The sequence below is a fragment of the Brevundimonas sp. LM2 genome (genome assembly GCF_002002865.1).
Lineage (GTDB): Bacteria > Pseudomonadota > Alphaproteobacteria > Caulobacterales > Caulobacteraceae > Brevundimonas.
Genome location: NZ_CP019508.1, coordinates 1,074,871 through 1,098,437, shown reverse-complemented (window position 1 = coordinate 1,098,437; position 23,567 = coordinate 1,074,871). Strand labels below are relative to the sequence as shown.

The following is a 23,567-nucleotide window of genomic DNA, read 5'->3' as shown; positions in this document are numbered from 1 at the left end:
CGCCGGCGGCCATCGTCAACATGTGCGTCGGCTTCTTCGGCATACAGATCGGTTTCGGGCTGCAGAACGTCAACACCAGCCGGATCTTCCAGACCCTGGGGGCCGAGGTCGATAGCCTGGCCATCCTGTGGATCGCCGCCCCCATGACCGGGCTGCTGGTCCAGCCCCTGATCGGCCATCTCAGCGACCGGACCTGGGGCCGGCTGGGGCGGCGCCGGCCCTATTTCCTCTTCGGGGCCCTGCTGACCACCCTGGCGCTGATCGCCATGCCCAACTCGCCCAGCCTGTGGTTCGCCGCCGCCATGCTGTGGGTGATGGACGCCGCCATCAACATCACGATGGAGCCGTTCCGCGCCTTCGTCGGCGACAATCTGAACGAGGATCAGCGCACCAGCGGCTATGCGATGCAGAGCGTCTTCATCGGAGCGGGCGCGGTCTTCGCCTCGGTCTTGCCCTGGGTCCTGTCGAACGGCTTCGACGTGGCCTCGACGGCACCCGCGGGCGTGGTCCCCGACAGCGTCCGCATCGCCTTCTACGTCGGGGCGGCCTCCCTGTTGAGCGCCGTGCTGTGGACCGTCTTCTCCACGCGCGAATACAGCCCCGAGCAGATCGAGGCCTTCGATCGCGCCTCCGCCCTGGCGGGGACCGCCGGACCCGACCAGGGCCCGGCCCGGTCGATCCGAGCCTATCTCGTCGGCGGCCTGATCTGGCTGGCCGTCGGAGCCGCCGGCTTCGCGGGCGTCGCCATCGCCGGCGTCGAGAAGGAGCTCTATGTCCTGTTCGGCGGGCTGGCCGTGTTCGGCCTGCTGCAGATCGCCGTCGGCCTGATGCACCGGGCCCGCGCCTCGAACGGCCTGTCCGAGATCGTGGACGATATCTTCCGCATGCCCGAGACCATGCGCGGTCTGGCGGTCGTCCAGTTCTTCAGCTGGTTCGCCCTGTTCTCGATGTGGATCTACACCACCCCGGCGGTGACCGCGGTCCACTACAACGCCCCCGCCCCGACCTCCGTCGGCTATGGCGAGGGCGCGGACTGGGTCGGGGTGCTGATGGGGGTCTATAACGGCGTCGCCGCCCTGGCCGCCTTCCTGATCCCCGTGCTGGCCCGGCGGATCGGCCGGCGCGGGGCCCATGCGACCAACCTGGTCCTGGGCGGTCTCGGCCTGATCGGGGTGTTCCTGATCCGGGATCCGGCGCTGCTGTGGATCCCCATGATCGGCGTCGGCTTCGCCTGGGCCTCGATCGTGTCGATGCCCTACGCCATCCTGTCGGGGGCGGTGCCGGGGCGCAAGATGGGCGTCTATATGGGCATCTTCAACATCTTCATCGTCGTGCCGCAGCTCGTCGCCGCCACCCTGCTGGGCCTGATCCTGAAGAGCGTTTTCAGCGGCCAGGCCATCTGGGCCCTGGTCATCGGCGGGGTGTCCTTCTTCATCGCGGCGATCGCGGCCCTGCGGGTCCGCGAACCGGTCAGGGGCTGAGGCGGATGGACCGCCGCACCCTGCTCGCCCTGCTGGCCGCCGCCCCCTTCGCCGGCTCGGCCCGCGCCGATGCCCCCGCGTCCGGGCGGCTGGTCGAACACACGGACGTGACCTCGGCCCACGCCGCCCCCCGAAACGTCACCGTCTGGCTGCCGCCGGGCTATGACGAAGGCCCCGGCCGCTACCCGGTCCTCTACATGCACGATGGGCAGAACCTGTTCGACGCGGCGCGCGCCAATTTCGGCGAATGGGGCGTCGACGAGCATCTGACGCGTCTGGGCGAGACCGGCCAGGTTCGGCTGCCGATCGTGGTCGGCGTGTGGAACACGCCGCTGCGGCTGCGCGAATATGTGCCCGCCGACCTGATCGCCGCCCTGCCCGGCGAGGTGCGGACCAGCCTGCTGGGCATGTATGGCGGCGAGCCCCTGTCCGACGGCTATCTGCGCTTCCTGGTCGAGGAGCTGAAGCCGATGATCGACGGGGCCTATCGCACTCTGCCGGGCCGCGACGACACCGTGATCGCGGGTTCCAGCATGGGCGGGCTGATCTCGCTGTATGCGATGATCAAATACCCCCAGGTGTTCGGCGCGGCCGGCTGTCTGTCGACCCACTGGCCGCTGCGGCTCGAGCGGCTGGAGGGCGACGCGCTTGAGCGGTGGCGCGAGACGGTGGTCCAGGCCTGGTCGGGCGTGATCGCGCGCGGCCTGCCCGACCCGGCCACGCACCGGCTTTACATGGACCGGGGCGACGAGACGCTGGACGCCTTCTATCCCTTCTTCCAGTCGCGCATCGACGGCGTCATCCGCGCCGCCGGATGGAGCCCGGACCGCTTCCGCACGCTGGTCTTCCCGGGCGCCGAACACAACGAGAAGAGCTGGAACAGCCGCCTCGACGTCCCCCTGACCTTCCTTCTGCCCCCTTCCGACCTGTGAGTTTTGCCATGCGTAGATCGATCCCCGCCCTGATGATGGGCGTCGCCCTGGTCCCCCTGGCCGCCTGCGCCTCGATGAGCCCCACCCCCGACGCCGCCGTCCGGCCGATGATCGAAGCGGTCGCTCCCGGTGCCCCGGGCGAAAAACCGACCTGGTCCAGCGCGGTCAAGACCGGCGTCGGGGCCTCGTACGAGGCCTATGTCGACGGCCAATACAAGGACGGCGGTCCGACCGGCGAGGTTTCGCGCGTCTGGTTCTCGATCGCCGACGGCGTCCTGACCGAGACCATGTACGGCCTGATCCACGAGGCCCAGATCAAGACCATGCGCTTCGCCGTGATGACCGAGACCGGCCTGTCGGTCGAGGGCACCGACACCACGGCGCGGACCGAATATCTGCACACGGACGCCCAGGGCCGGCCCCTGTCACCCGCCTATCGCATCACCACCACCGACAAACAGGGCCGCTACGAGATCGAGAAGCGGATCTACACCGATCCGAACGGCCAGAGCCTGGTCGTGCGCACCACCGTCCGCGCGCTGAAGGGGGCGGTGACGCCCTATCTGATGCTGGAGCCGCACATGGCCAATACCGGCATCGGCGATCGCGGCGAAGCGACACCCGGCACCCTCACCGCCTGGGAGGGCGACGTCGCCCTGACCCTGGTGCCCAGCGCGCCGTTCGAGGCCGCCAGCGTCGGCTTCATGGGGGCTTCCGACGCCCTGACCGACCTGGCCGACGGTCGGCTGGACCACGCCTATGCGGCCTCGGGCGAGGCCACGGGTAACCTCATGCTGACGGGGGCCCTGCCGGTCGTCGAAGCGGGCGGGGCCCTGAGCCGCGACTTCGTCATCGGCTTCGGGCCCGATGCCTCCGCCGCCCAGGCGCGGGCGGCCGCGACGTCGCGCGATCTGGACGGCGCTCTGGCCCGTTTCAACGGCGAAGGGACGGCCGTCGGCTGGCAGGACTGGATCGGTTCGCTGACCGAACTGCCGCGCATGGCCGAACAGGCCACCGACGGCGGCAAGCTGGCCTATGCCTCGGCACTCATGCTGAAGGTGCAGGAGGACCGGACGCATGCCGGGGCCCTGATCGCCTCGCTGTCCAACCCCTGGGGGGACACGGTCGACGCCTCGACCGCCTCGACCGGCTACAAGGCCGTCTGGCCGCGCGACTTCTATCAGGTGGCCATGGCGTTGATGGCGCTGGGCGACACCCAGACGCCCGTCGCCGCCTTCCGCTACCTGCCCCAGGTCCAGGTCAGCGACCGCACGCCGGGCAATACCGGGGCGACCGGCTGGTTCCTGCAGAAGACCCACGTCGACGGCCAGATCGAATGGGTCTCGGTCCAGCTGGACCAGACCGCCATGCCGATCATGCTGGGCTGGAAACTGTGGAAGGCCGGCCAGGTCTCCGACGCCGAGATGGCGCGCATGTATGCCGCGATGATCAAGCCCGCCGCCGACTTCCTGGTCGACGGCGGCACCATCGGCCTGGACTGGAACGACCGCACGGTGACCCCTCCCTGGTCGCAGCAGGAGCGGTGGGAGGAGCAGGAGGGCCACTCGCCTTCCACCACCGCCGCCGTCATCGCCGGCCTGACCGTCGCCTCCGAGATCGCCCTCGCCTCTGGCGACGCCGCCTCCGCCACCCGCTATCAGGCCGCGGCCGACGACTATGCGGCCAAGGTCGAGGCCCGGACCTTCACCACCAACGGCACCCTGGGCGACGGCAACTATTTCCTGCGCGTGTCGCGCAACGAGGATCCCAATGACCGCGCCCCGATCGGCGAGGCCAATGCCCAGGCCGCCCTGCCCGAGGACCGCATTATCGACGGCGGCTTCCTGGAGCTGGTGCGCTACGGCGTCCGCGCCGCCGACGCCAAGTCGATCACCGACACCCTGGCCGAATACGATGACCAGACGATCGAGGATCACCTGCGGGTCCGCTACGACTTCGGTCCCGAAGGCGACAAGACCCCCGGCTGGCGGCGGTACGGCAACGACGGCTATGGCGAGAACATCGAGACCGCCGGCAACTATGGCGACGGCGGCATGACGCCCGGCCAGCGCGGCCGGGTCTGGCCCTTCTTCACCGGCGAGCGCGGCACCTATGAGCTGGCACGCCTGCTGCAGGACGGCACCCCCGATCCCGCCGCCCTCGACCGGATCCGCCAGACCTATGTCCGGGGCATGGAGCGGTTCGCCAACGACGGCCTGCTGCTGCCGGAACAGGTCTGGGACGGCGTGGGGGCAATGCCCGAGGACTATGGGGTCGGGCGGGGCACCGACTCGGCCACACCCCTGGCCTGGACCCATGCCGAGTATCTGAAGCTGCTGCGTTCCATCGCGGACCGCCGGGTGTGGGACCGCTACGCCCCGGTCGAGGACCGCTACGCCCGCTAGACTCGCGAAACGCCGTCCTGCCCGGTCAGTGGAAATCCCGCGATCCGGGCAGGATGCGCGCGTCGCGCGGATGGGTGTGGCGCGAACTGGGCGGCAGGGGATGCAGCACGTGGTCGGCCCGGCTGAGGGTGATCTCGGGCCGGTGACCGTCCGACAGCCGGTCCAGCTCGGCCGAGCGGTCGAACACGCGCTGGGCCATCAGGTGGACCACGCCCTCGGGGCTCTTCTCGACCACGCCCTCGACCTCCATCAGCCGGGCCGACATGACGACGCGGCGGTATTCCTCGAACATCGAGGCCCACAGCACCAGGTTCGACACCCCCGTCTCGTCCTCCAGGGTGATGAAGATGGCATTGCCGTTGCCCGGCCTCTGGCGCACCAGCACCACCCCCGCCGCGCGCACCTTGGTCCCGCTGCGTTTCGCGGCCAGGTCGACGCAGGTCAGCATCTTCTCCGCCGCGAAGATCGGCCGCAGGATCGCCATCGGGTGGGCCTTCAGCGACAGGCGGGCGGTCTGGTAGTCGGCGGCGACGTGTTCGCCCAGCACCATCCGGGGCAGGTTGGCGTCCGCCTCCTCGCCCAGCTCGCGCGCGTCGGCGGCGGCGAACAGTGGCAGGGGCGCGTCGTCGGGCAGGCGGCGCACGGCCCATAGGGCCTCGCGCCGGTCCAGGCCGATGGAGCGGAAGGCGTCGGCGTCGGCCAATTTGCGCATCGCCGCCCCCGGCAAGCCGGCGCGCCTGGCCAAAGTCTCGACCCCCTCGAACCGTCGCCCCCGCGCCGCCATCAGCCGTTCGGCCCATTCCTGGCGGAAGCCGTCGATCTGGCGAAAGCCCAGCCGCAGGGCCAGCGATCCGGACGGTCCCTCCAGCGTATTGTCCCAGTCGCTGAGGTTGACGTCGATCGGCCGCATCTCGACCCCGTGCTCCTGGGCGTCGCGCACGATCTGGGCCGGGGCATAGAAGCCCATCGGCTGGGAGTTCAGCAGGGCGCAGGCGAAGGCCGCCGGGTACCGGCATTTGATGAAGGACGAGATATAGACCAGCTTGCCGAAGCTGGCGGCGTGGCTTTCCGGGAAACCATAGGAGCCGAAGCCCTTGATCTGGTCGAAACAGCGCTGGGCGAAGTCGCGGTCATAGCCCCGCTCGACCATGCGGTTGACCATCCGGCCCTCGTATTTCCACAGGGTGCCGTCGCCGCGGAAGGTGCCCATGGCCTTGCGCAGACCGTTGGCCTCCTTGGAGCTGAACTCGGCGGCGACCATGGCGACCTTCATCGCCTGTTCCTGGAACAGGGGCACGCCCAGGGTCTTCTGCAGCACCTCCCTGAGTTCGTTCTGATTGTAGCCGGGGCCGGGCTTCGAATATTCCGGCGTCTCCAGTCCGCCGCGGCGACGCAGATAGGGGTGGACCATGTCGCCCTGGATCGGGCCGGGCCGCACGATCGCCACCTGGATCACCAGGTCGTAGAAGGTGCGCGGCTTCAGCCGGGGCAGCATGTTGATCTGCGCCCGGCTCTCGACCTGGAACACCCCGATCGAGTCGCCCTTGCACAGCATGTCGTAGACGTCCTTCTGCTCGGTCGGGATGGTGTGCAGCTCGTAGGGCGCACCGTCGTGGTCGCGCATCAGGTCCAGCCCCTTGCGGATACAGGTCAGCATCCCGAGCGCCAGCACGTCGACCTTCATCAGCCGCAGGTCGTCGATGTCGTCCTTGTCCCATTCGATGAAGGTCCGGTCGGGCATGGCCGCATTGCCGATGGGCACCAGTTCGTCCAGCCGGTCCTGGGTCAGGATGAAGCCGCCGACGTGCTGGGACAGGTGGCGCGGAAAGCTCAGCAGCCGCGTGGCCATGACCACCGCCCGCCCGATCATCGGATTGTTCGGATCCAGCCCCGCTTGTTCGACGTGGCGATCCGAGATCTCCGAGCCCCAGCTGCCCCACTGGCTGGAAGCCAGGCGGGCGGTGACGTCCTCGGTCAGGCCCAGCACCTTGCCGACCTCGCGGATCGCGCTCTTGGGGCGATAGCGGATGACGGTGGCCGCGATGCCCGCCCGGTGGCGGCCATAGCGCTCATAGATGTGCTGGATGATCTCCTCGCGCCGCTCGTGCTCGAAATCCACGTCGATGTCGGGCGGCTCGCCCCGGTGGTCGGACAGGAAGCGTTCGAACAGCAGGTCGTTCTCGGCCGGGTCCACGCAGGTGATGCCCAGGACGTAACAGACCGCCGAGTTCGCCGCCGACCCCCGCCCCTGGCACAGGATGCCCTTGGCGTTCGCGACCCGGACGATGTCGTGGATGGTCAGAAAATAGGGGGCGAAATTCTGGGTCTCGATGAAGGCCAGCTCCTTGGTCAGCAGGTCCTCGACCTTGGCCGGCACCCCGTCGGGATAGCGGATGTGGGCGTGCCGCCAGGTCAGGTCCTCCAGCCACCCCTGCGACGACCAGCCCGGCGGCGTCGGCTCCTGCGGATAGTTGTAAGTCAGGTCCTCCAGGTCGAACCGGGCCCGGGCCAGCAGGACCTGGGTCTGGTCCAGGGCCTCGGGCGTATCGGCGAACAGCCGGGCCATCTCGGCGGGGGGTTTCAGGTGGCGTTCGGCATTGGCCAGCAGCCGCCGTCCCGCCGCCTCGACCGTCACCCCCTCGCGGATACAGGTCAGCACGTCCTGCAGGTCGCGCTCGGACGGGTCGTGATACAGCACGTCGTTGACCGCCAGCAGGGGCACGTCGGCCGCTTGCGCCATCGCCTTCAGCCGGGCCAGCCGCCGTCGGTCGTCGCCCTGTCTCAGCATCGCCGCCGACAGCCAGACCGACCCCGGCGCGGCCGCCTCCAGCCGCTCCAGCAGACGCGGCAGGCCCTCCAGCCGCCGTTCGGGCATGACGATCAGCAACAGGCCCTCGGGATCGGCCAGCAGGTCGGCCAGGCCGATCTCGCACTGGCCCTTGAGGGCCCGCCGGTTGCCCAGCGTCAGCAGCCGGGTCAGCCGCCCCCAGCCCGCCCGGTCCTCGGCATAGGCCACGATGTCGGGCGTGCCGTCGTTGAAGGCCAGCCGCGCCCCGGTCAGCAGCCGGAAGTCCTGGGCCCGCGCCTTGACCAGGTCCGACAGGGCCGGGTCGTTCATTGGATCCTCGACGAAGCTGGTCTCGCCCGGCCCGCCGCCGTCGCGGACCTTCTCGGGCGGGGACAGGCCCTCGTCGCGCAGGGCCTTCAGCGCGCTCCAGGCCCGCACGACCCCTGCGACGGTGTTGCGATCGGCCAGACCCAGGCCGGTATGACCGCGCAGGATGGCGCTGAGCACCAGCGACTTCGGGTGCGACGCCCCGCGCAGGAAGGAGAAGTTGCTGGCCGTCGCCAGCTCCGCATAGGCGATCGGGGGGGCCAGGTCCGTCATGCGAACAGGCCGTGGATATACCAGCGCGGCTCGGGCTCCTCGCCATAGAAGCCGGCGCGGAACAGCCAGAAGCGGCGACCGTCGCGGTCCTCGACGCGGTAGTAGTCTCGCGTGCGGTGGCCGGGCCTGCGCCACCATTCGCCGCCGATCCGTTCGGGACCCTCGGCGCGGGCGACCTGGTGCGTGACCCGCCGCCAGCGGAACTGGGCGGGCGGGCCGTCGGGGGCCAGGGAGACCGTCTCGATCGGCTGGGGCGGGTCGAACATCTGGAACGGGCGCAGCGGCGGCGATTCGGGATCGCGCGGGGGCCAGGGGGTCTCGGTCTGGCGCCGCCCGGCCCAGACCAGACGCGCGGCCCGTTCGGGCAGGTGCGACTCCACCGGCTCGAACCGGCTCACGGCCTCGGGCCCCAGCCGCGCCGTCAGCCGGTCGATCAGCCGGTCCAGGTCCTCGGTGCCGGGCGCCTCGGCCTCGAACGCCCCCTGGGTCGGGGCCAGGCTCTGGGTGACCGGCACCGACAGCCGCAGCTGGTCGAAGCCGAAGCCGGGATCCAGCGGGCTGGACAGGGCCGCCAGCCGTTCGCGGAATAGCCGCATGACCCCGGGGGCGTCGCGCGTCGCCCGCCCGGTCCGCACCGTGATCCGCCGCGTCGCCCCGTCCAGGCGGAAGAAGGCGACCTCGAACGCCCGCCCGCCCAGCCGTCGCTGATCCAGCCAGGCCATCCCCTCGACCAGCAGGTCGCCGATCACCGCCTCGACGTCGGTCGTCTCGGTGATCGGCTCGAACAGGATGCGGTCGACGACGCAGGGGGGCGCGGGGCGCAGCGGCGTGATCCGCACATCCTCCTGCCCCAGGATCCGCCCCAGCCGGACCGGCAGGTCGGTGCCGAACCGGGCGGCCAGGGGCGCGGTCGGACGGTCGTCCAGATCCCCCAGGCTGCGCAGGCCCGCCCGCGTCAGGGCCTGGAGTTCCTTGTCGTCCAGCTCCAGCGCCGCGATCGGCAGGGCACGCACTGCGCTCCGGTCCTGGCCCGGTTCAAACACGCCGCCCGGCCCGAACCGCGCCAGGGCCCGCGCCGCCTGGGGCGTGCCCGCCAGGGCCGTGCGCACGGCCAGACCGATGCGACCGGCCCGCCCCTGCACCGCCCGGACCAGTCCGGCCTCGTCGCCGAACAGATGGGTGCAGCCGGTGACGTCCAGGATCAGGGCGTCGTCGCCGTCGGTCGCCGCCATCGGGGTGAACCGCCCGAAATCGTCCAGCACCTGGGCCAGCAGGGTCGCGTCCGCGTCCGGCCGATGCACCACCGTCTTCAGGTCGGGCGTGCGGGCCTGGGCGTCGGCCAGGGTCATGCCGCGCGTCAGGCCCAGCCGACCGGCCGCCGGGTTCAGCGCCGCCAGACGCAGCGCGCCCCGGATCTTCTCGACCAGCACCACGGGGGCCACGGGCTCTGCGTCAGCCGGTGCGGCGAAGGCCTGTCGCGCGTCCTCGCGCCGCAGCCGATCCGAAGACAGGAACGGAAACCAGACGGCCAGATAGCGGCGCGGGCTCGGCGAAGGCGCGGGTCTCACGATCCCACTCCAGCGTCCACTCGGTCGGGGCGGCCCCCTGCCGGCTGCGGGTCAGGGCGGCGACGAAGGCGGGCCGTCCCGGAGCCCCGGCCTCCAGCCCGGTCGACAGGGCCGAGCGCACCGACCAGCGCGTCTCGGCCGCGCTGGGTGCCGAGGTGGCCGCCGCCCGCACCACGAAGGCCGTGCTGCCCCCCGCCCGCGCGGCCAGGGCCAGGCGCCGGCTGGCGGTCAGGCTCATGGCCTTGGTCTCGCCCCAGCCGCTCATCAGCACCGCGCCCACGGCTCCGCTCTTCAGCGCCTCCTCGCCCGCCGCCAGCAGGGCCGTGGCGTCGCGGACCCGGACGACCAGCACGCTTTCCGGCCTCAGCCCCCATTCGTGCAGACCGGGCCCGTGGAGCGCCCCGGCCTCCTGACCGGCCAGGGTCTGGATCGCCCAGACCATCGGCCGGTCCCGCGTCGCGCGCGTCGCCAGCCCCAAGGCGAAGGCATTGGCCGCCACGGCATCGGCGGGGCTTCGAGCATGGATATCGTGCAGGCAAAAGAGACAAGGTCCGGGGTCCAGATACGCATCGACACGGTCCATCCCGAGCGTGAACCGCCCGGGCTCGCCGCCGGTCTCGGGACGAGACAGACTGGCCAGCCGGGCTTTCAGCTGCGCGATCTGAAGGGTCGAGGGCACCAAATGTTCCTGTTATGTTCTTCTATATGCCTCCTACAGGGTGGCGGGAGTCAAGCGGGCAAGTGATTCGTATTGTTGACAGTTTGACCAGGCCGTCAGGCGCGGACCCCTGCCCCACCCGATCCGGATGCGGTATCGTGCGGCATGACCGCGCCCTTCCTGTCGCCTGCCCCCGCCCCGGCCCTCCGCCTGCACCCTGAGGACGACGTCGCCGTCTGTGTCCGCGCCCTCCAGCCCGGCGAGACGGTCCTGGGCGGGATCGTCGTCCGCGAGGCCGTGCCCGCGGGCCACAAGCTGGCGCTGCGCGGCCTGGCCCCCGGCGAACCCGTGCGGAAATACGGACAGGTCATCGGGGCCACCACCGCCCCGGTGCAGGCCGGTGACTGGGTTCACGTCCATAACCTCGGCATGGGCGATGTGACGACGCGGCTGGACGGCGCGGTCGTCAGGACGCGACCGGCCGGGACGGTCTCGGGCCGCACCTTCGACGGCTATCTCCGCCCCGACGGTCGGGTCGGGACCCGGAATTTCTTGGCCGTGGTCACCTCGGTGAACTGTTCGGCCATGGTCGCCAAGCGGATCGCCCGCGAGGTCGAGACCCGGCTGGGCGACGGCTTCCCCAACATTGACGGCGTGGTGGCGGTGACCCACGGCTCGGGCTGCGCCATGGAGTCCGCGGGCGAGGCCATGGACATGCTGCGCCGGACCCTGGCCGGCTATGCCCGCCACCCCAATGTCGCCGGGGTGCTGATGCTGGGTCTGGGCTGCGAGACCAACCAGCTGTCCGGCCTGACCGAGGCTGAGGGTCTGGCCTCCGGCGACGCCCTGTCGGTCCTGACCATCCAGGGCGAAGGCGGGACCTCGGCCACCATCACAGCCGGCGTCGCGCGGATGATGGCGATGGCGGACGCCGCCAATGCCCTGACCCGTACCCCGCAACCCCTGTCCGGACTGGTGGTGGGGCTGCAGTGCGGCGGCTCGGACGGCTATTCCGGCGTCACGGCCAATCCGGCCCTCGGTCATGCGGTCGACCGTCTGGTCGCCGAGGGGGGCACGGCGATCCTGAGCGAGACGCCCGAGATCTATGGGGCCGAGCACCTGCTGACCCGCCGCGCGGTCGATCCGTCCGTCACCGACCGGCTGATGGCGCGGATCCGCTGGTGGGAAGCCCATGTCGCGGCCACCGGCGGCGCGATGGACAACAACCCCTCGGCCGGCAACAAGGCCGGGGGCCTGACGACCATCCTGGAGAAGTCGCTGGGGGCCGTGGCCAAGGCGGGCTCGTCGCCGCTGAACGCCGTCTATGCCTATGCCGAGCCGGTGACGGCGTCCGGCCTCGTCTTCATGGACACCCCCGGCTACGACCCGGTTTCGGCGACCGGCCAGATCGCCGGCGGGGCCAATCTGGTGTGTTTCACCACGGGGCGCGGCTCGGTCTTCGGGGCCAAGCCGGCCCCCAGCCTGAAGCTGGCGACCAATACGGCGATGTACGACCGGATGGCCGACGACATGGACCTGGACTGCGGAGCCATCCTGTCGGCCGGAGTGTCGATCCCCGAGATGGGCGAGCGCATCCTGGCGCTGCTGATCCGCACCGCCTCGGGCCAGCCGTCGCGCAGCGAGGCGCTCGGCTTCGGTGAGGACGAGATCCAGCCGTGGCGTCTCGGCGCGGTCATGTAGTGGCGAATTTGCGACTTGCCCCCGGCCGGTCGGCGCTTCTAGTCTGATCCCGTCAGGTCGGGTGGGGCCGACGGGGAGTCTAACCATCTTGCATCCGCTACTCGGGATCGTGTTGGCCGGCGTCGTCGGCCTGCCGCAGGACGCCCCGACCCCACCGATCTTTCAGCCGGGTGCTCCCGGTACCGCCGCGCGCACCATCACCCCCGCCCAGGCGGTGGAACTGAGCCGCACTAGCTGCACGGCCGACGATGTCGAGTTCATGCAGCATATGCTGGTCCACCACGGCCAGGCGGTCGAGATGGTGGCCTTGCTCCAGGCGCACGGCGACAGCCCGCAGATCAAGCGTCTGGGCCAGAGGATCGCCCTGAGTCAGGCGGCCGAGATGGCCCTGATACGAAACTGGCTGACCGATCGCGGGCAACCCGTGGCCATGACCATGGCCGACCTCCATGCGGGTCATAGCATGGCTCATGCGATGGCGATGGAGACCTCGGCCGATGACGTCGCCCTGATGCCGGGCATGCTGACCCCCAATCAGATGAAGACACTGGCCGCCGCCCGCGGTCCGGCCTTCGACCGGCTGTTCCTCGAGGGCATGATCCGGCACCACCAGGGCGCGCTCGGCATGGTGGAGGCTCTGTTGGCTCAAACCGATGCGGCCCAGGACCCGATGCTGTCGGACTTCGCGACCTCGGTCGTGGCCGACCAGTCCGCCGAAATTCTGCGCATGCAGTCCCTTCTCTCCGACCTCTGACCCTGATGCTTGAAGGAGTGGCCATGACCATCCGACGCCCCCTGCTTTCCTCCGTCGCCGCCCTGGGCCTGGTGCTCGCGGCGGTGCCGGCCCTGGCCCAGACGCAGGTCCTGGTGCCGGACGCGCGGACGACCCTGTCGCCCGGCCTGCACGACGCCGGTCAGGCCGCTTCGGGCCTGGCGCTCGAACACGCCGTCGCGCCGCCGCCAGGCTTCTTCGACCCCGAGGCCCTGTTCGCGCCGCCGCCCCCGCCGCCCGAGGGCACCACGCCCCCCGCCCCCGAGGAACCGGCCGTCAAGCCGCGCTTCAGCCCCCTGGCCCTGTCCAACAGCGACATGGCGATGTCGAACGGCCGACTGTTCGTGGGCAACTTCAACGGCTTCAACGCCTATGACGTGACCGGCGAGGGCGAACCGAAGCTGATCCTGTCGGTCGTCTGCCCCGGCGGTCAGGGCGACCTGTCGATCCACGGCAACCTGCTGTTCATGTCGGTCGAACAGAACCGCGCCCGCCTGGACTGCGGCACCAGCGACGCCGAGGGCGACGTCAACGCCGAGCGTTTCCGCGGCATCCGCATCTTCGACATCAGCGACATCGATGCCCCGCGCCAGGTCGCGGCGGTCCAGACCTGCCGTGGGTCTCACACCCACACCCTGGTGCCCGACCCCGGCGACGCGAACGTGCTCTACATCTACAACTCGGGCACCAGCGGCGTCCGCCCCACCGCCGAGCTGTCGATCTGCTCGGCCGGTGAGCCGGGCGAGAACGCCGAGACGGCCCTGTATTCGATCGACGTCATCAAGGTGCCGCTCGACAATCCCGAGGCGGCCGCCATCGTCAATCGCCCGCGCATCTTCGCCGACAAGACCACCGGCGCGATCGCCGGCCTGTGGTCGGGCGGGGCCGCCGGCCTGGCCAGCCAGAATACGGCCCAGACCAACCAGTGCCACGACATAACCGTCTATCCGGCGATCAACCGGGCGGCGGGGGCCTGCAGCGGCAACGGTATCCTGCTGGACATCTCCGACCCGCAGAACCCGTCGCGGATCTCCGAGATGTTCGATCCCGACATGGCCTACTGGCACTCGGCGACCTTCAACAACACCGGCGACAAGATCGTCTTCACCGACGAATGGGGCGGTGGCATCGGGGCGCACTGCACCGCCGACGCCCCCACCACCTGGGGGGCCAACCTGGTCGCCACCCGGGATGAGGACATTCTGCGCGGCAAGGCCTTCCACAAACTGCCCGCCCCCCAGGGCGCGACCGAGAACTGCGTCGCCCACAACGGCTCGCTGATCCCGGTGCCCGGCCGCGACCTGATGGTCCAGGCCTGGTACCAGGGCGGGATCTCGATCATGGACTTCACGGATCCGATGAACCCGACCGAGATCGCCTATTTCGACCGGGGCCCGATCGAGGCCGAACGTCTGGTCGTCGGCGGGGACTGGTCGGCCTACTGGATGAACGGCCGCATCTACGCCAGCGAGATCGCGCGCGGCCTCGACGTTCTGAAGCTGGTCCCGAGCGACGATCTGTCGGCGGCCGAGATCGCCGCGGCGGAGGCCGTGAGCGCCGAGGTCATCAATCCCCAGACCCAGACCCGGGTCGAATGGGCCGACACGCCGGACGTCGCCGCCGCCTACCTCGACCAGCTGTCGCGCTCCGACGCGGTCAGCGACGCGGTGGAAGCCCGGGTGCGGGCCGCCATCGAGGCCTGGCGCGCCGGGACGGCATCCGGCGGCGCGGAGATCGTCACCGACCTGTCGACGGTCTCGGAACCAGCCGCCGCCGCCGACAAGGCCCGTCTGACGGCCCTGACGGCCCTGTTCGAGCGCCGCGCCCCGTCCTGATCAAGGGCTGAAACGACAAACGCCGACCGCGATCGCGGTCGGCGTTTTCGTGCCTGGTGTTCTGGCCGGATCAGTCGCGGATCAGGTGGGGGACGAAGCGGGACAGGTTGCTGGTGATGCGCCCCGCGTCCTCGCGCAGGCCGATGCCCGCCGGCTCGTCGCCCACCACCCACGATCCAACGATCACATGCCGACCGTCGAACAGGGGCGGATTGTGCACGGCCTGCAGGATGGCCCGGCCCTCATAGCCGCCGTCCAGGCCGCGTTCTGTGCCGGTCGGTTCGACGATGTCGATATTGGCCCCCTCGCGCGAGAACAGCGGCTTGCGCACATGCGCCGAGGCCAGGGCCGAGGCTCCGGGATCGCCCTCGAACCAGGCTTCCAGCAGGTTGGGATGGCCGGCGTGGCGCTCCCACAGCAGCGGCAGGATGCCCTTGTTGGACAGGATCGATTTCCACGCCGGCTCCAGCACCGTGACCTCCGCCGTCGGCAGGGGCTCGGCATAGTCATCGCGCAGCATCTGCTCCCACGGATACAGTTTGAACATCGCCTGGATCAGCCAGTTCTGCTCGTCGACGAACCGGCCGTCGGCGTTCAGGCCAATGTCGCCGATGGCCACGAACTTGGGGTCGAGCCCGGCCTGGGTGGCGAGGTCCTCGAGATACCGCACCGTCTGACGGTCCTCGACGAAGTCCGGCTCCGTGGCGAAATGGACGAATCCGCCCTGGGGGAAGATGGTCCGGAAGCGCCCGATCAGCGCCTCGTGCAGATTGTTGAACTGATCGACATTGGCCGGGATCGAGCCGTCCGCCATCCGGTCTTCCAGCCACAGCCACTGGAACACCGCGCTCTCATAGACCGAGGTCGGGGTGTCCGCGTTGTATTCGTACAGCTTGGCCGGGCCGGTGCCGTCGTAGGCGAAGTCGAAGCGGCCATACAGCGACGGGTCGCCCCGTTTCCAGCTGTCGGCGACATAGTCCCGCAGCGTTTCCGGGATCTCCAGCTGTTCCATCAGCCGCTCGGACTTCACCGTCTCGTCGACCAGGTCCAGGCACATCTGATGCAGCTCGGCCGTCGGAGCCTCCAGCCCCTCCTCGATCTCGGCCAGGGAGAATTCATAGGCCGTGGCGTCGTCCCAGTAGGGCGCGCCGTTGTCGTGGTGCCATGTGAAGCCCAGGCTGTCGGCCTTGGCCTGCCAGTCCGGGCGTTCGGGAAGGGTGATGCGTTGCATGGTGCGGCGCGCGCCTAGCCCGGCTCTTTCTCGCCCGGGGTCGATTGCCCGATGCGCGGCGTCACCACCGTGACATCCTGCTGGGTCAAACGGGCCAGCACGTCGTCGGCCGACGAATGGCCCGGCAGGATCCCCGCCTCCTTCAGCTTGGCGTCGAGGTCGGCCCCGGTGCGCTTGTCCTCGAATTCCTGGCCGACGCGCAGGCGTTCTTCCTGCACCGCCTGACGCTGCTTGATTCGCTGCAGGCTGTCGGCGGCCGAGCCGATGCGCGAATGCGCTCCGGCCGACTGCAGGGCCACCGAGGTCTGGGCCCGCTGGACGCTCTCGTTGACCTTCACGATGTCGATCTCGCGCCGCAGGGTCTCGATCTTCTGGTCAGTGGCGGCGATGGCGGTGCGCAGGCGGGCCTCGGCCGCCTTCATGTTCTCGATCACGGGCTCACGGTCGCCGATCTGGGACTCCAGCTCGGCGATGCGGCCGGCCACCTCGCGTGCCAGCTCGGTCTTGCCCTGGCCGAGAGCGGCGCGGGTCGAGCTTTCGTACTTGCCGATCTGGTCGCGGAACGAGGCCATCTCGCTCTCGGCCATGCGGCGGCGGGCGACGAGGCCGGCGAGGTCGTCGCGGGCCTTGCCCTGGGCGGTGTCGGCGTCGCGGATTTCCTGGTCGAGGATCTTCAGCGCATTGGCGTCGACCACCGACTGGCCCGCCTCATGGGCGGTGCCGCGGAACAGGGCGGAGAGTTTGCTGAGCATGGACATGGGTCTGGTCTCCGGTTCAGGCGGCGGCTTCAGCGCCGAAGGATTCGCGCAGGGCGGTCGCGTCGATGGCGTTCTCGGCCAGGGTGCGCAGTTCGATCAGGATGGTCTGGAGCGTGGTCTTGGACGACAGTTCGCCCATCAGCTCATACACGTCCTGATCGCCGACCGTGGTGATGGCGAAATTGGACAGGGGCACCACGCGCTGGGCCTTCAGCAGGAACTCGTTGAATCGGGCGGTGTCCGTCTGTTCCGAGACGGGCCACAGCAGCACCGAGACCACGATCTGCTCCCCGCCGACCGACAGATAGATCGGCAGGTCGCCGTACTCGTTCATGGTGGCCAGAAGCACGGGGTCGGCCCCCTCCAGCACGCGCAGGGTCAGCTCCCCCTCGCGCACCAGCGATGACTCTTCCAGCGCCCGCTTGATCGCGGGCACGGTCCAGGCGGTTTCGATCACGGCGTCCATGTGGGGCTCGGCTCCGGTATGTGAGGAAGAGGTGGGGCGTGGGCGACGCGGCGCAAGCGCCGGGCCTCGGGTGGAATCGGTGACGATGGCGTGCACGGCGGCGCGGACATCGTCCCTGCAGCCCTGGGGCACCCAGAACTCCAGCTTGACCATGCCGGCGTCGCGACGCGCCTGTCTCCAGGCCCGGATGCGGTCCGTGCCAGGGTTCGAGGTCATGTGCGCGGCATCGGTCATGTTGCATGTAACGCGTAACATGAACACTTGACGTTCGGCAAGCGGAGTGCGAATTCCGTTCATGGCGACCGCGATCTCGCGTAGAGAGACCTCCATGTTCAAGCGTCTCTTCGGTGGAAGCACGACCCCGGAGCCGGTCAACCGGCTGGCCGTCGTGCGCAACATCACGGTCGGCCGCACGGTGTCGCTGGATCCCCTGGCCTGGCGTCGCCTGCAGCCCGAGACCGTGTTCAACCTGGACACCGATGCGCTGGAGATCACGGCCCAGGGTACCATCGCCCTGGACAGCGGCCAGCACGTCCACCGCTTCTACACCGACGACCACGTGATGCTGCAGGCCATGAGCGACGACCCGTCCGGGGCCGAGGCCTATGACTTCAGCCTCTTCATCCCCTGGACCAGCGCCTATCCGCCCGGCGAAAAGGAGCGCCGGGTCTGGCGCGACCGGCTCAGCGAGCCGGTGTTCGACGGCGCGGCCGAGGAATTGCCGTCCTATCCCCGCTTCTGGTTCGCCGAGAGCGACGCGCGTCAGCCGCCCGTCACCCTGTGGGAGACGATCTGGGACGACCGCACGGCGACCACGCCCTTCTCGCGCATCTTCCAGACCTGCATGCTGTACGCGCGGGATCTGGCGGGCGGCCGCGAACTGATGCTGGCCCTGGAGATGGAGCCCGAGAAGGCCGCCGATAAGTCCGCCGACATCAGCCACGAGATCATGGTCGGCATCCCGCTCGAAATGGCCGAATTCACCGCCTAGGAAAGACAGCAGAATGTTTGACTGGTTCGCCTTCCAGACCGGGGCCGAGGCCTTCATCCTCGCCTTCGTGGCCGCGATCGCCTTCTTTTCGGCGTTCAAGTTCATCTATCAGATCGTCACGCCCTATCATGAGCGCGACCTGATCCGTCAGGGCAACACGGCCGCCGCGATCGGCCTGGGCGGAGCCCTGATCGGCTATGTTCTGCCCCTGGCCTCGGCCCTGTCGCACACCGTCAGCCTGCCGGAGTTCGCCGCCTGGGCCCTGCTGGCCGGCGTCATCCAGATCCTCGCCTTTCTCGTCGTCAGCCGCTTGCTCTACAAGGCCCTAGCCAGCCGGATCGAGGCGGGTGAAATGGCCGCAGGCGTCTATCTGGCCTCCATTTCCATCTGCGTCGGCTTGCTGAACGCCGCCTGCATGACGACGTGAGGGAGACCATGACCGACGCCCCCGTCACGACCTCGCCCGAAACCACCACGATGCGCCGCCTGAAGCGGTCGCGCACCCTGCAGGTCACCAGCCTGATGGCCACGGCCAGCTTCTCTTTGGCCGCCTGCGGCGCCCCCCAGGTCGCGGCCCCGGTGCCGCAACCGGCTCTGGCCTATGAATCCCTGACGGAGTGCAAGGCGGCCAACGACATCTCGGACACCGAGTGCGACGCCGGCTATGCCAACGCCGCCAAACAGGCCGAGACCACCGCGCCGCGATATGCCACCCAGTCGGAATGCGAAGGCCAGTGGGGCCCGGACCAGTGCCGCCAGAACGGCTCTGGGGGGTCCTTCTTCACCCCCCTGCTGACCGGCTTCGTGATCGGCCAGTTGCTGAACGGCGGCGGCTATCGCGGCGGCGGGCCCCTGTATCGCGACCGGACCGGCAGCCTGCAGAACGGTTATGGCGGCGGCTATCTGGGCCGCGACTATCGGACCGGCCGACAGGTCGCCAACGGTCGGGACTACGGCAGCGACGTCGCCCGCCAGGCCCCCAGTCGGGTGCAGAGCCGCACGACGGTGGTCTCGCGCGGCGGTTTCGGCGGTGGCGGGCGCGGCTTCGGGGGCTGAACGAACGGGCGGCCGTCCGGTCAGGGACTTGCGTCCGGGCTCCTGCCGTCCGTTGAAATGAACTCCAAAGGGACCAAGAGATCCGTCATGGTCTCACAGCGCCTTCACGATCCCCTCGACCATCTTCTTGGCGTCGGCGAACAGCATCATGGTGTTGTCGCGGAAGAACAGCTCGTTCTCAACCCCGGCATAGCCCGCCGCCATGCCGCGCTTGATGAACAGCACGGTGCCGGCCTTCTCCACGTCCAGGATCGGCATGCCGTAGATGGCGCTGGTCGGATCGGTCTTGGCGGCCGGATTGGTGACGTCGTTGGCCCCGATGACGAAGGCGACGTCCGCGCTGGCGAATTCGGCGTTGATGTCCTCCAGCTCGAACACCTCGTCATAGGGGACGTTGGCCTCGGCCAGCAGGACGTTCATGTGGCCGGGCATGCGGCCGGCGACGGGGTGGATGGCGTATTTCACCTCGACCCCCTCCTCCTTCAGCTTGTCGGCCATTTCGCGCAGCGCGTGCTGAGCCTGGGCCACGGCCATGCCGTAGCCGGGAACGATGATGACCTTCGAGGCGTTCTTCATGATGAAGGCGGCGTCGTCGGCGCTGCCCTGTTTGACCGGCCGGGTCTCGACGCGGGCCTCGCCCGCCGGACCGGTGTCGCCGCCGAACCCGCCCAGGATCACGCTGATGAAGCTGCGGTTCATCGCCTTGCACATGATGTAGCTGAGGATCGCGCCCGACGACCCGACCAGGGCCCCGGTGATGATCAGGGCGATGTTCTCGAGCGTGAAGCCCAGGGCCGCCGCCGCCCAGCCGGAATAGGAGTTCAGCATCGACACCACCACCGGCATGTCGGCTCCGCCGATGGGGATGATCAGGGTCGCGCCCAGGATCAGCGACAGGGCGAAGATGCCCCAGAAGGCCCAGACCGCGGTGCCGCCCGATCCGATCAGCAGACCGATCAGCAGCACCAGGGCCAGGGCCAAGCCGACGTTGATCAGGTGCCGGGACGGCAGGAGGATGGGCGCGCCGCTCATGTTGCCGTTCAGCTTGGCGAAGGCGATGACCGAGCCGGTGAAGGTGATCGCCCCGATGGCGACGCCCAGGGCCAGTTCGACGATCGACTGCACCTTGATGCCGCCCGCCCCGTCCGAGATGCCGAAGGCCTCCGGCGCATAGACCGCCCCGACGGCCACCAAGCAGGCCGCCATCCCCACCAGCGAGTGAAACGCCGCCACCAGCTGGGGCATGTCGGTCATCTTGACCTTGGCCGCGATGAAGGCCCCGCCCCCGCCGCCGACGATCACCCCGCCGGCCAGCAGGGCCAGGGTCAGCGGATCCAGCGCCCCGGTGGTGCCCAGCGTCAGCAGGGTCACGCCGACGGCGATGGCCATGCCGATCATTCCGTAGATATTGCCCTGACGGCTGGTCTCCGGACTGGAGAGGCCCCGCAGCGACAGGATGAACAGGACGCCCGACGCCAGATAGGCCAGGGCCGCGATCGATGCGTTCATGTTTGGTCTTCCCCCAGCAGTCGCTGCACCTCTTCGATCAGCGCCGGAAAATCTCCTCGAACCGTGTCGACGAGGATCGCCTTGCTGACGAAGCTATAGTCGTGAACCAGAATGTTTCGCATGGCGACGGACGCGCGCCACGCGATCGACGGCGCGGCGTCGCGAACCTCTGCCGGAACCCTGCCCGCCGCCTCACCCACGATCTGCACGGCATGCAGGATCGCATAGGCATGGAGCGGGTCCGCCTCCAGATCCTCGGCGGCGCGATCGCCCAGGAAATCGAGGGCGCGTCGAGCGTTGTCCCGGATATCGCGCAGCCTGATCCGAACCGCCTCGTCCATCAGGCCAGCACCAGATCGCGGCCCATATAGGCCCATCGGTCGGGCTTCATCGCCTGACGTCCGATCAGATCGACCGAACGCCCCAGCCGATCCTCGAGCAGGACGACGATCGCGCCCAGGTCAAACAGGGTCGGCCGGCCGACCACGTCATACACGACGTCCACATCGCTGTCGGATCGCGCGTCACCCCGAGCGACCGAACCCACCACGCCGACCAGCTCGACCCCCAACTTCCTCGCCGAGGCCCGCTCATCGCGAATGGCGTCCAGAACCTGATCCAGCAAGGTCTGCGGCCGGTCCATCAGAAAACCCCCACGGCCGCGCGCACTCCAACCGCTGACGTCCCATCGGCGACGACGTCGGTCCCTCGCACGATGGCGATGCCGACCGGCCCGGCCCCGCCCGTCTTGGTGACGCTGCAGTCGCCGTTGTCGACCGGCAGTCGACCGGCCTGAGGACCCCGACCCCGGGTGCGCAGCCGGTTCACCCAATGGCGCGTGTCATACCGGCTGGTCGCGATGATGGCGGACCGGAAGCGGCACTCCAGCGTCCAGGCGGCACCGCCGGGGGCCGCGACATGCCAGTACAGCCCGCCTTCGTAATTCGTCCCGACGTCGGTCTGGGCCAGGGCGTCAACCGGCGCGCCCGCCAGCATTGCGGCCGCCGCCGCGATCGCCCGCGTCACCGCCCCGCCCCCTCGGCCGTCCGCGCCAGCCGCCAAAGGGCGGCGGCGATGAACAGGGGGCCCAGGAACACCATGGCCCAGTCCCAGGCCATCATCGGCCTGTCCTGCACCACGACCCGGGTCAGGATGCCGCCGAACAGCATGACCACGCCGCAGTCACGCCAGCGCAGCTTCTGGATCGCGTCCTTCTCGCCCAGCCAGCTCCACAGCCACATGCCGAGACCCAGCCCCGTGGCGATCCACGAGGCGGTCCAGGCCAGGGAGCCGGGCGACAGGTTGAGCACGTCATGCGTCACGGCGCGGCCTTGGCCTCGACCTTGGCCGGCCGTTCCTTCTTCTTGTACATGGCCAGCATCCGCCGCGTGACCATGAAGCCGCCGAAGATGTTGACGCTGGCCAGGGTCACGGCCAGCACGCCGGCCCCCTTGGCGATCCAGGCGTTCGGCCCGGCGACGTCGCCCGACACGGCGGCCGCGGCGATCAGCCCGCCGACGATGATGACGCTGGAGATCGCATTGGTCACGGCCATCAGCGGCGTGTGCAGCGCCGGCGTCACCGACCAGACGACATAGTAGCCGACGAAGATCGCCAGCACGAAGATGGCCAGGCGAAAGACGGTGGGATCGACGTGTTCCATCAGTTTGCTCCCTTGAGGCCTTCGTGCACGACCGCGCCGCCCTGCGTGACCACCGACGCCTTGAGGATCTCGTCCTCCAGGTCGACCGCCAGCGCGCCGTCCTTGATCAGCAGACCGGTGAAGGCGACCAGGTTCTTGGCATACAGCGCAGACGCATCCGAGGGGATGCGGCCCGGCAGGTTGGTGTAACCGACAATGGACACGCCGTTCGCCGTGGTCACCACCTCGCCCGGCTTGGATCCCGCGACATTGCCGCCCGCCTCGACCGCCAGGTCGATCAGCACGCTGCCCGGCTTCATCGAGGCCACCTGCTCCGCGCTGACCAACACCGGCGCGGCGCGGCCGGGGATCAGGGCGGTGGTGATGACGATGTCCTGCTTCTTGATGTGTTCGCCGGTCAGGGCCGCCTGTTTGGCCTGGTACTCGGGAGACATCGGCTTGGCATAGCCGCCGGCGGTCTGGGCGTTCCTGAACTCCTCGTCCTCGACGGCCAGGAATTTGGCCCCCAGCGACTCGACCTGTTCCTTGGTCGCCGGCCGCACGTCGGTGGCGGTGACCACCGCGCCCAGCCTGCGCGCCGTGGCGATGGCCTGCAGCCCGGCGACACCCACGCCCATGATGAAGACCTTGGCCGGGGCGACCGTGCCCGCCGCCGTCATCATCATCGGGAAGCCCTTGCCATAGGCATAGGCCCCCTCGATCACGGCCCGGTATCCGGCCAGGTTGGCCTGGGACGACAGGGCGTCCATGACCTGGGCCCGGGTGATCCGGGGCACGAACTCCATGGCGAAGGCGGTGACATTGGCCCCGGCCATGGCCGCGACCGTGTCCTTCTCGCGGTAGGCGTCCAGCAGGGCGACCACGATCGCGCCAGGCTTCATCGCCGAGACTTCCTGCGCCGTCGGGCCGCGCACCTTCAGCACCAGGTCAGCGCCTTCCAGCACCGCGCGGGTGTCCGGCTTCACCGAGGCTCCGGCCTCGGTGTATTCGCTGTCGGGAATGGCGGCCCCCAGGCCGGTGCCGGCCTCGACCGTTACGGACGCGCCCAGGGCGATCAGCTTCCTGACGGTCTCGGGGGTGACGGCGCAGCGCGTCTCGCCTTCACGACGTTCCCGGGTCACGGCGATGGCAACGGCCAAGCGAATCTCCCCAT

22 protein-coding genes are annotated in these 23,567 nt (G+C 69.5%); 9 read left to right on the top strand and 13 right to left on the bottom strand.

Annotated elements, in window-relative coordinates:
- The first annotated feature begins 20 nt into the window (after positions 1 to 20).
- From BZG35_RS05460 to BZG35_RS05450, 3 genes are read left to right on the top strand one after another with little or no spacing between them, the layout of a single operon-like run.
- Positions 21 to 1,481 carry an MFS transporter gene (locus BZG35_RS05460; RefSeq protein ID WP_077357850.1) on the top strand — a complete coding sequence of 487 codons (1,461 nt, stop codon included), beginning with the start codon at positions 21 to 23 and terminating at the stop codon, positions 1,479 to 1,481.
- 5 nt (positions 1,482 to 1,486) lie between these two features.
- Positions 1,487 to 2,413, top strand: coding sequence for an alpha/beta hydrolase (locus tag BZG35_RS05455; protein ID WP_077354732.1), 927 nt, complete (start codon positions 1,487 to 1,489; stop codon positions 2,411 to 2,413).
- 8 nt (positions 2,414 to 2,421) lie between these two features.
- Positions 2,422 to 4,818 carry a glucan 1,4-alpha-glucosidase gene (locus tag BZG35_RS05450; RefSeq protein ID WP_077354731.1) on the top strand — a complete coding sequence of 799 codons (2,397 nt, stop codon included), beginning with the start codon at positions 2,422 to 2,424 and terminating at the stop codon, positions 4,816 to 4,818.
- A 25-nt stretch (positions 4,819 to 4,843) separates the two neighbouring features.
- Here the strand turns inward: BZG35_RS05450 and BZG35_RS05445 are convergent, their stop codons facing one another.
- From BZG35_RS05445 to BZG35_RS17555, 3 genes are read right to left on the bottom strand one after another with little or no spacing between them, the layout of a single operon-like run.
- Complete coding sequence (locus tag BZG35_RS05445; RefSeq protein WP_371454837.1) at positions 4,844 to 8,197, bottom strand: error-prone DNA polymerase; 3,354 nt, start codon at positions 8,195 to 8,197, stop codon at positions 4,844 to 4,846.
- Between the two features lie 5 nt (positions 8,198 to 8,202).
- Complete coding sequence (locus BZG35_RS05440; protein WP_077354729.1) at positions 8,203 to 9,774, bottom strand: DNA polymerase Y family protein; 1,572 nt, start codon at positions 9,772 to 9,774, stop codon at positions 8,203 to 8,205.
- Positions 9,659 to 10,453: an ImuA family protein gene (locus BZG35_RS17555; protein WP_150125940.1), complete on the bottom strand. Its 795-nt coding sequence runs from the start codon at positions 10,451 to 10,453 to the stop codon at positions 9,659 to 9,661. Before BZG35_RS17555 ends, BZG35_RS05440 begins: the two co-directional genes overlap by 116 nt.
- 144 nt (positions 10,454 to 10,597) lie before the next feature.
- Between BZG35_RS17555 and BZG35_RS05435 the strand changes: the two genes are divergently transcribed.
- From BZG35_RS05435 to BZG35_RS05425, 3 genes are all read left to right on the top strand, one after another.
- Complete coding sequence (locus BZG35_RS05435; RefSeq protein WP_077354728.1) at positions 10,598 to 12,133, top strand: UxaA family hydrolase; 1,536 nt, start codon at positions 10,598 to 10,600, stop codon at positions 12,131 to 12,133.
- An 88-nt stretch (positions 12,134 to 12,221) separates the two neighbouring features.
- Entirely contained in the window at positions 12,222 to 12,887 is a 666-nt protein-coding gene (locus BZG35_RS05430; RefSeq protein WP_150125939.1) for a DUF305 domain-containing protein, read from the top strand.
- 23 nt (positions 12,888 to 12,910) lie between these two features.
- On the top strand, positions 12,911 to 14,740 hold the full coding sequence (locus BZG35_RS05425; protein ID WP_077354726.1) for an LVIVD repeat-containing protein: 1,830 nt from the start codon (positions 12,911 to 12,913) through the stop codon (positions 14,738 to 14,740).
- A gap of 70 nt (positions 14,741 to 14,810) precedes the next feature.
- Here the strand turns inward: BZG35_RS05425 and BZG35_RS05420 are convergent, their stop codons facing one another.
- The 3 genes from BZG35_RS05420 to BZG35_RS05410 are packed head-to-tail and all read right to left on the bottom strand — an operon-like array spanning position 14,811 to position 17,429.
- The gene (locus tag BZG35_RS05420) at positions 14,811 to 15,971 is read right to left on the bottom strand and encodes a glutathionylspermidine synthase family protein (protein ID WP_077354725.1); all 1,161 of its coding nucleotides are present in this window, start codon (positions 15,969 to 15,971) and stop codon (positions 14,811 to 14,813) included.
- Positions 15,972 to 15,985: 14 nt separating this feature from the next.
- Positions 15,986 to 16,729, bottom strand: a complete 744-nt coding sequence (locus BZG35_RS05415) for a PspA/IM30 family protein (protein ID WP_077354724.1) — start codon at positions 16,727 to 16,729, stop codon at positions 15,986 to 15,988.
- Between the two features lie 16 nt (positions 16,730 to 16,745).
- Positions 16,746 to 17,429 (bottom strand): YjfI family protein, encoded by a 684-nt coding sequence (locus tag BZG35_RS05410; protein ID WP_077354723.1) that lies wholly within the window; start codon positions 17,427 to 17,429, stop codon positions 16,746 to 16,748.
- Positions 17,430 to 17,523: 94 nt separating this feature from the next.
- On the opposite strand from BZG35_RS05410, the gene BZG35_RS05405 reads away from it, so the two are divergent.
- The 3 genes from BZG35_RS05405 to BZG35_RS05395 are packed head-to-tail and all read left to right on the top strand — an operon-like array spanning position 17,524 to position 19,242.
- The gene (locus tag BZG35_RS05405; RefSeq protein WP_077354722.1) at positions 17,524 to 18,186 is read left to right on the top strand and encodes a YjfK family protein; all 663 of its coding nucleotides are present in this window, start codon (positions 17,524 to 17,526) and stop codon (positions 18,184 to 18,186) included.
- Between the two features lie 13 nt (positions 18,187 to 18,199).
- Positions 18,200 to 18,613 (top strand): DUF350 domain-containing protein, encoded by a 414-nt coding sequence (locus BZG35_RS05400; RefSeq protein ID WP_077354721.1) that lies wholly within the window; start codon positions 18,200 to 18,202, stop codon positions 18,611 to 18,613.
- Between the two features lie 8 nt (positions 18,614 to 18,621).
- Positions 18,622 to 19,242: a DUF1190 domain-containing protein gene (locus BZG35_RS05395; RefSeq protein WP_077354720.1), complete on the top strand. Its 621-nt coding sequence runs from the start codon at positions 18,622 to 18,624 to the stop codon at positions 19,240 to 19,242.
- A 93-nt stretch (positions 19,243 to 19,335) separates the two neighbouring features.
- Here the strand turns inward: BZG35_RS05395 and BZG35_RS05390 are convergent, their stop codons facing one another.
- The 7 genes from BZG35_RS05390 to BZG35_RS05360 are packed head-to-tail and all read right to left on the bottom strand — an operon-like array spanning position 19,336 to position 23,553.
- Complete coding sequence (locus BZG35_RS05390) at positions 19,336 to 20,751, bottom strand: NAD(P)(+) transhydrogenase (Re/Si-specific) subunit beta (RefSeq protein WP_077354719.1); 1,416 nt, start codon at positions 20,749 to 20,751, stop codon at positions 19,336 to 19,338.
- Positions 20,748 to 21,092: a DUF86 domain-containing protein gene (locus BZG35_RS05385; protein WP_171981884.1), complete on the bottom strand. Its 345-nt coding sequence runs from the start codon at positions 21,090 to 21,092 to the stop codon at positions 20,748 to 20,750. Before BZG35_RS05385 ends, BZG35_RS05390 begins: the two co-directional genes overlap by 4 nt.
- Positions 21,092 to 21,394 (bottom strand): nucleotidyltransferase domain-containing protein, encoded by a 303-nt coding sequence (locus tag BZG35_RS05380; protein WP_077354717.1) that lies wholly within the window; start codon positions 21,392 to 21,394, stop codon positions 21,092 to 21,094. The genes BZG35_RS05385 and BZG35_RS05380 overlap by 1 nt, the downstream gene beginning before the upstream one ends.
- A complete protein-coding gene (locus BZG35_RS05375; protein ID WP_150125938.1) occupies positions 21,394 to 21,777 on the bottom strand; it encodes a hypothetical protein in 384 nt (127 codons plus the stop codon). Before BZG35_RS05375 ends, BZG35_RS05380 begins: the two co-directional genes overlap by 1 nt.
- Positions 21,774 to 22,073 (bottom strand): hypothetical protein, encoded by a 300-nt coding sequence (locus BZG35_RS05370; protein WP_077354715.1) that lies wholly within the window; start codon positions 22,071 to 22,073, stop codon positions 21,774 to 21,776. Before BZG35_RS05370 ends, BZG35_RS05375 begins: the two co-directional genes overlap by 4 nt.
- Entirely contained in the window at positions 22,070 to 22,414 is a 345-nt protein-coding gene (locus BZG35_RS05365; protein ID WP_077354714.1) for an NAD(P) transhydrogenase subunit alpha, read from the bottom strand. Before BZG35_RS05365 ends, BZG35_RS05370 begins: the two co-directional genes overlap by 4 nt.
- Positions 22,414 to 23,553 (bottom strand): Re/Si-specific NAD(P)(+) transhydrogenase subunit alpha, encoded by a 1,140-nt coding sequence (locus BZG35_RS05360; RefSeq protein WP_077354713.1) that lies wholly within the window; start codon positions 23,551 to 23,553, stop codon positions 22,414 to 22,416. The genes BZG35_RS05365 and BZG35_RS05360 overlap by 1 nt, the downstream gene beginning before the upstream one ends.
- Positions 23,554 to 23,567: the final 14 nt, after the last annotated feature.

What these genes read in the sequence shown, in the direction of transcription:
- BZG35_RS05460 (WP_077357850.1), top strand. Translation starts at nt 21, where the DNA reads ATGTGCGTCGGCTTCTTCGGCATACAGATCGGTTTCGGGCTGCAGAAC.
- BZG35_RS05455 (WP_077354732.1), top strand. Translation starts at nt 1,487, where the DNA reads ATGGACCGCCGCACCCTGCTCGCCCTGCTGGCCGCCGCCCCCTTCGCC.
- BZG35_RS05450 (WP_077354731.1), top strand. Translation starts at nt 2,422, where the DNA reads ATGCGTAGATCGATCCCCGCCCTGATGATGGGCGTCGCCCTGGTCCCC.
- BZG35_RS05435 (WP_077354728.1), top strand. Translation starts at nt 10,598, where the DNA reads ATGACCGCGCCCTTCCTGTCGCCTGCCCCCGCCCCGGCCCTCCGCCTG.
- BZG35_RS05425 (WP_077354726.1), top strand. Translation starts at nt 12,911, where the DNA reads ATGACCATCCGACGCCCCCTGCTTTCCTCCGTCGCCGCCCTGGGCCTG.
- BZG35_RS05420 (WP_077354725.1), bottom strand. Translation starts at nt 15,971, where the DNA reads ATGCAACGCATCACCCTTCCCGAACGCCCGGACTGGCAGGCCAAGGCC.
- BZG35_RS05415 (WP_077354724.1), bottom strand. Translation starts at nt 16,729, where the DNA reads ATGTCCATGCTCAGCAAACTCTCCGCCCTGTTCCGCGGCACCGCCCAT.
- BZG35_RS05410 (WP_077354723.1), bottom strand. Translation starts at nt 17,429, where the DNA reads ATGACCGATGCCGCGCACATGACCTCGAACCCTGGCACGGACCGCATC.
- BZG35_RS05405 (WP_077354722.1), top strand. Translation starts at nt 17,524, where the DNA reads ATGTTCAAGCGTCTCTTCGGTGGAAGCACGACCCCGGAGCCGGTCAAC.
- BZG35_RS05400 (WP_077354721.1), top strand. Translation starts at nt 18,200, where the DNA reads ATGTTTGACTGGTTCGCCTTCCAGACCGGGGCCGAGGCCTTCATCCTC.
- BZG35_RS05395 (WP_077354720.1), top strand. Translation starts at nt 18,622, where the DNA reads ATGACCGACGCCCCCGTCACGACCTCGCCCGAAACCACCACGATGCGC.
- BZG35_RS05390 (WP_077354719.1), bottom strand. Translation starts at nt 20,751, where the DNA reads ATGAACGCATCGATCGCGGCCCTGGCCTATCTGGCGTCGGGCGTCCTG.
- BZG35_RS05385 (WP_171981884.1), bottom strand. Translation starts at nt 21,092, where the DNA reads ATGGACGAGGCGGTTCGGATCAGGCTGCGCGATATCCGGGACAACGCT.
- BZG35_RS05380 (WP_077354717.1), bottom strand. Translation starts at nt 21,394, where the DNA reads ATGGACCGGCCGCAGACCTTGCTGGATCAGGTTCTGGACGCCATTCGC.
- BZG35_RS05365 (WP_077354714.1), bottom strand. Translation starts at nt 22,414, where the DNA reads ATGGAACACGTCGATCCCACCGTCTTTCGCCTGGCCATCTTCGTGCTG.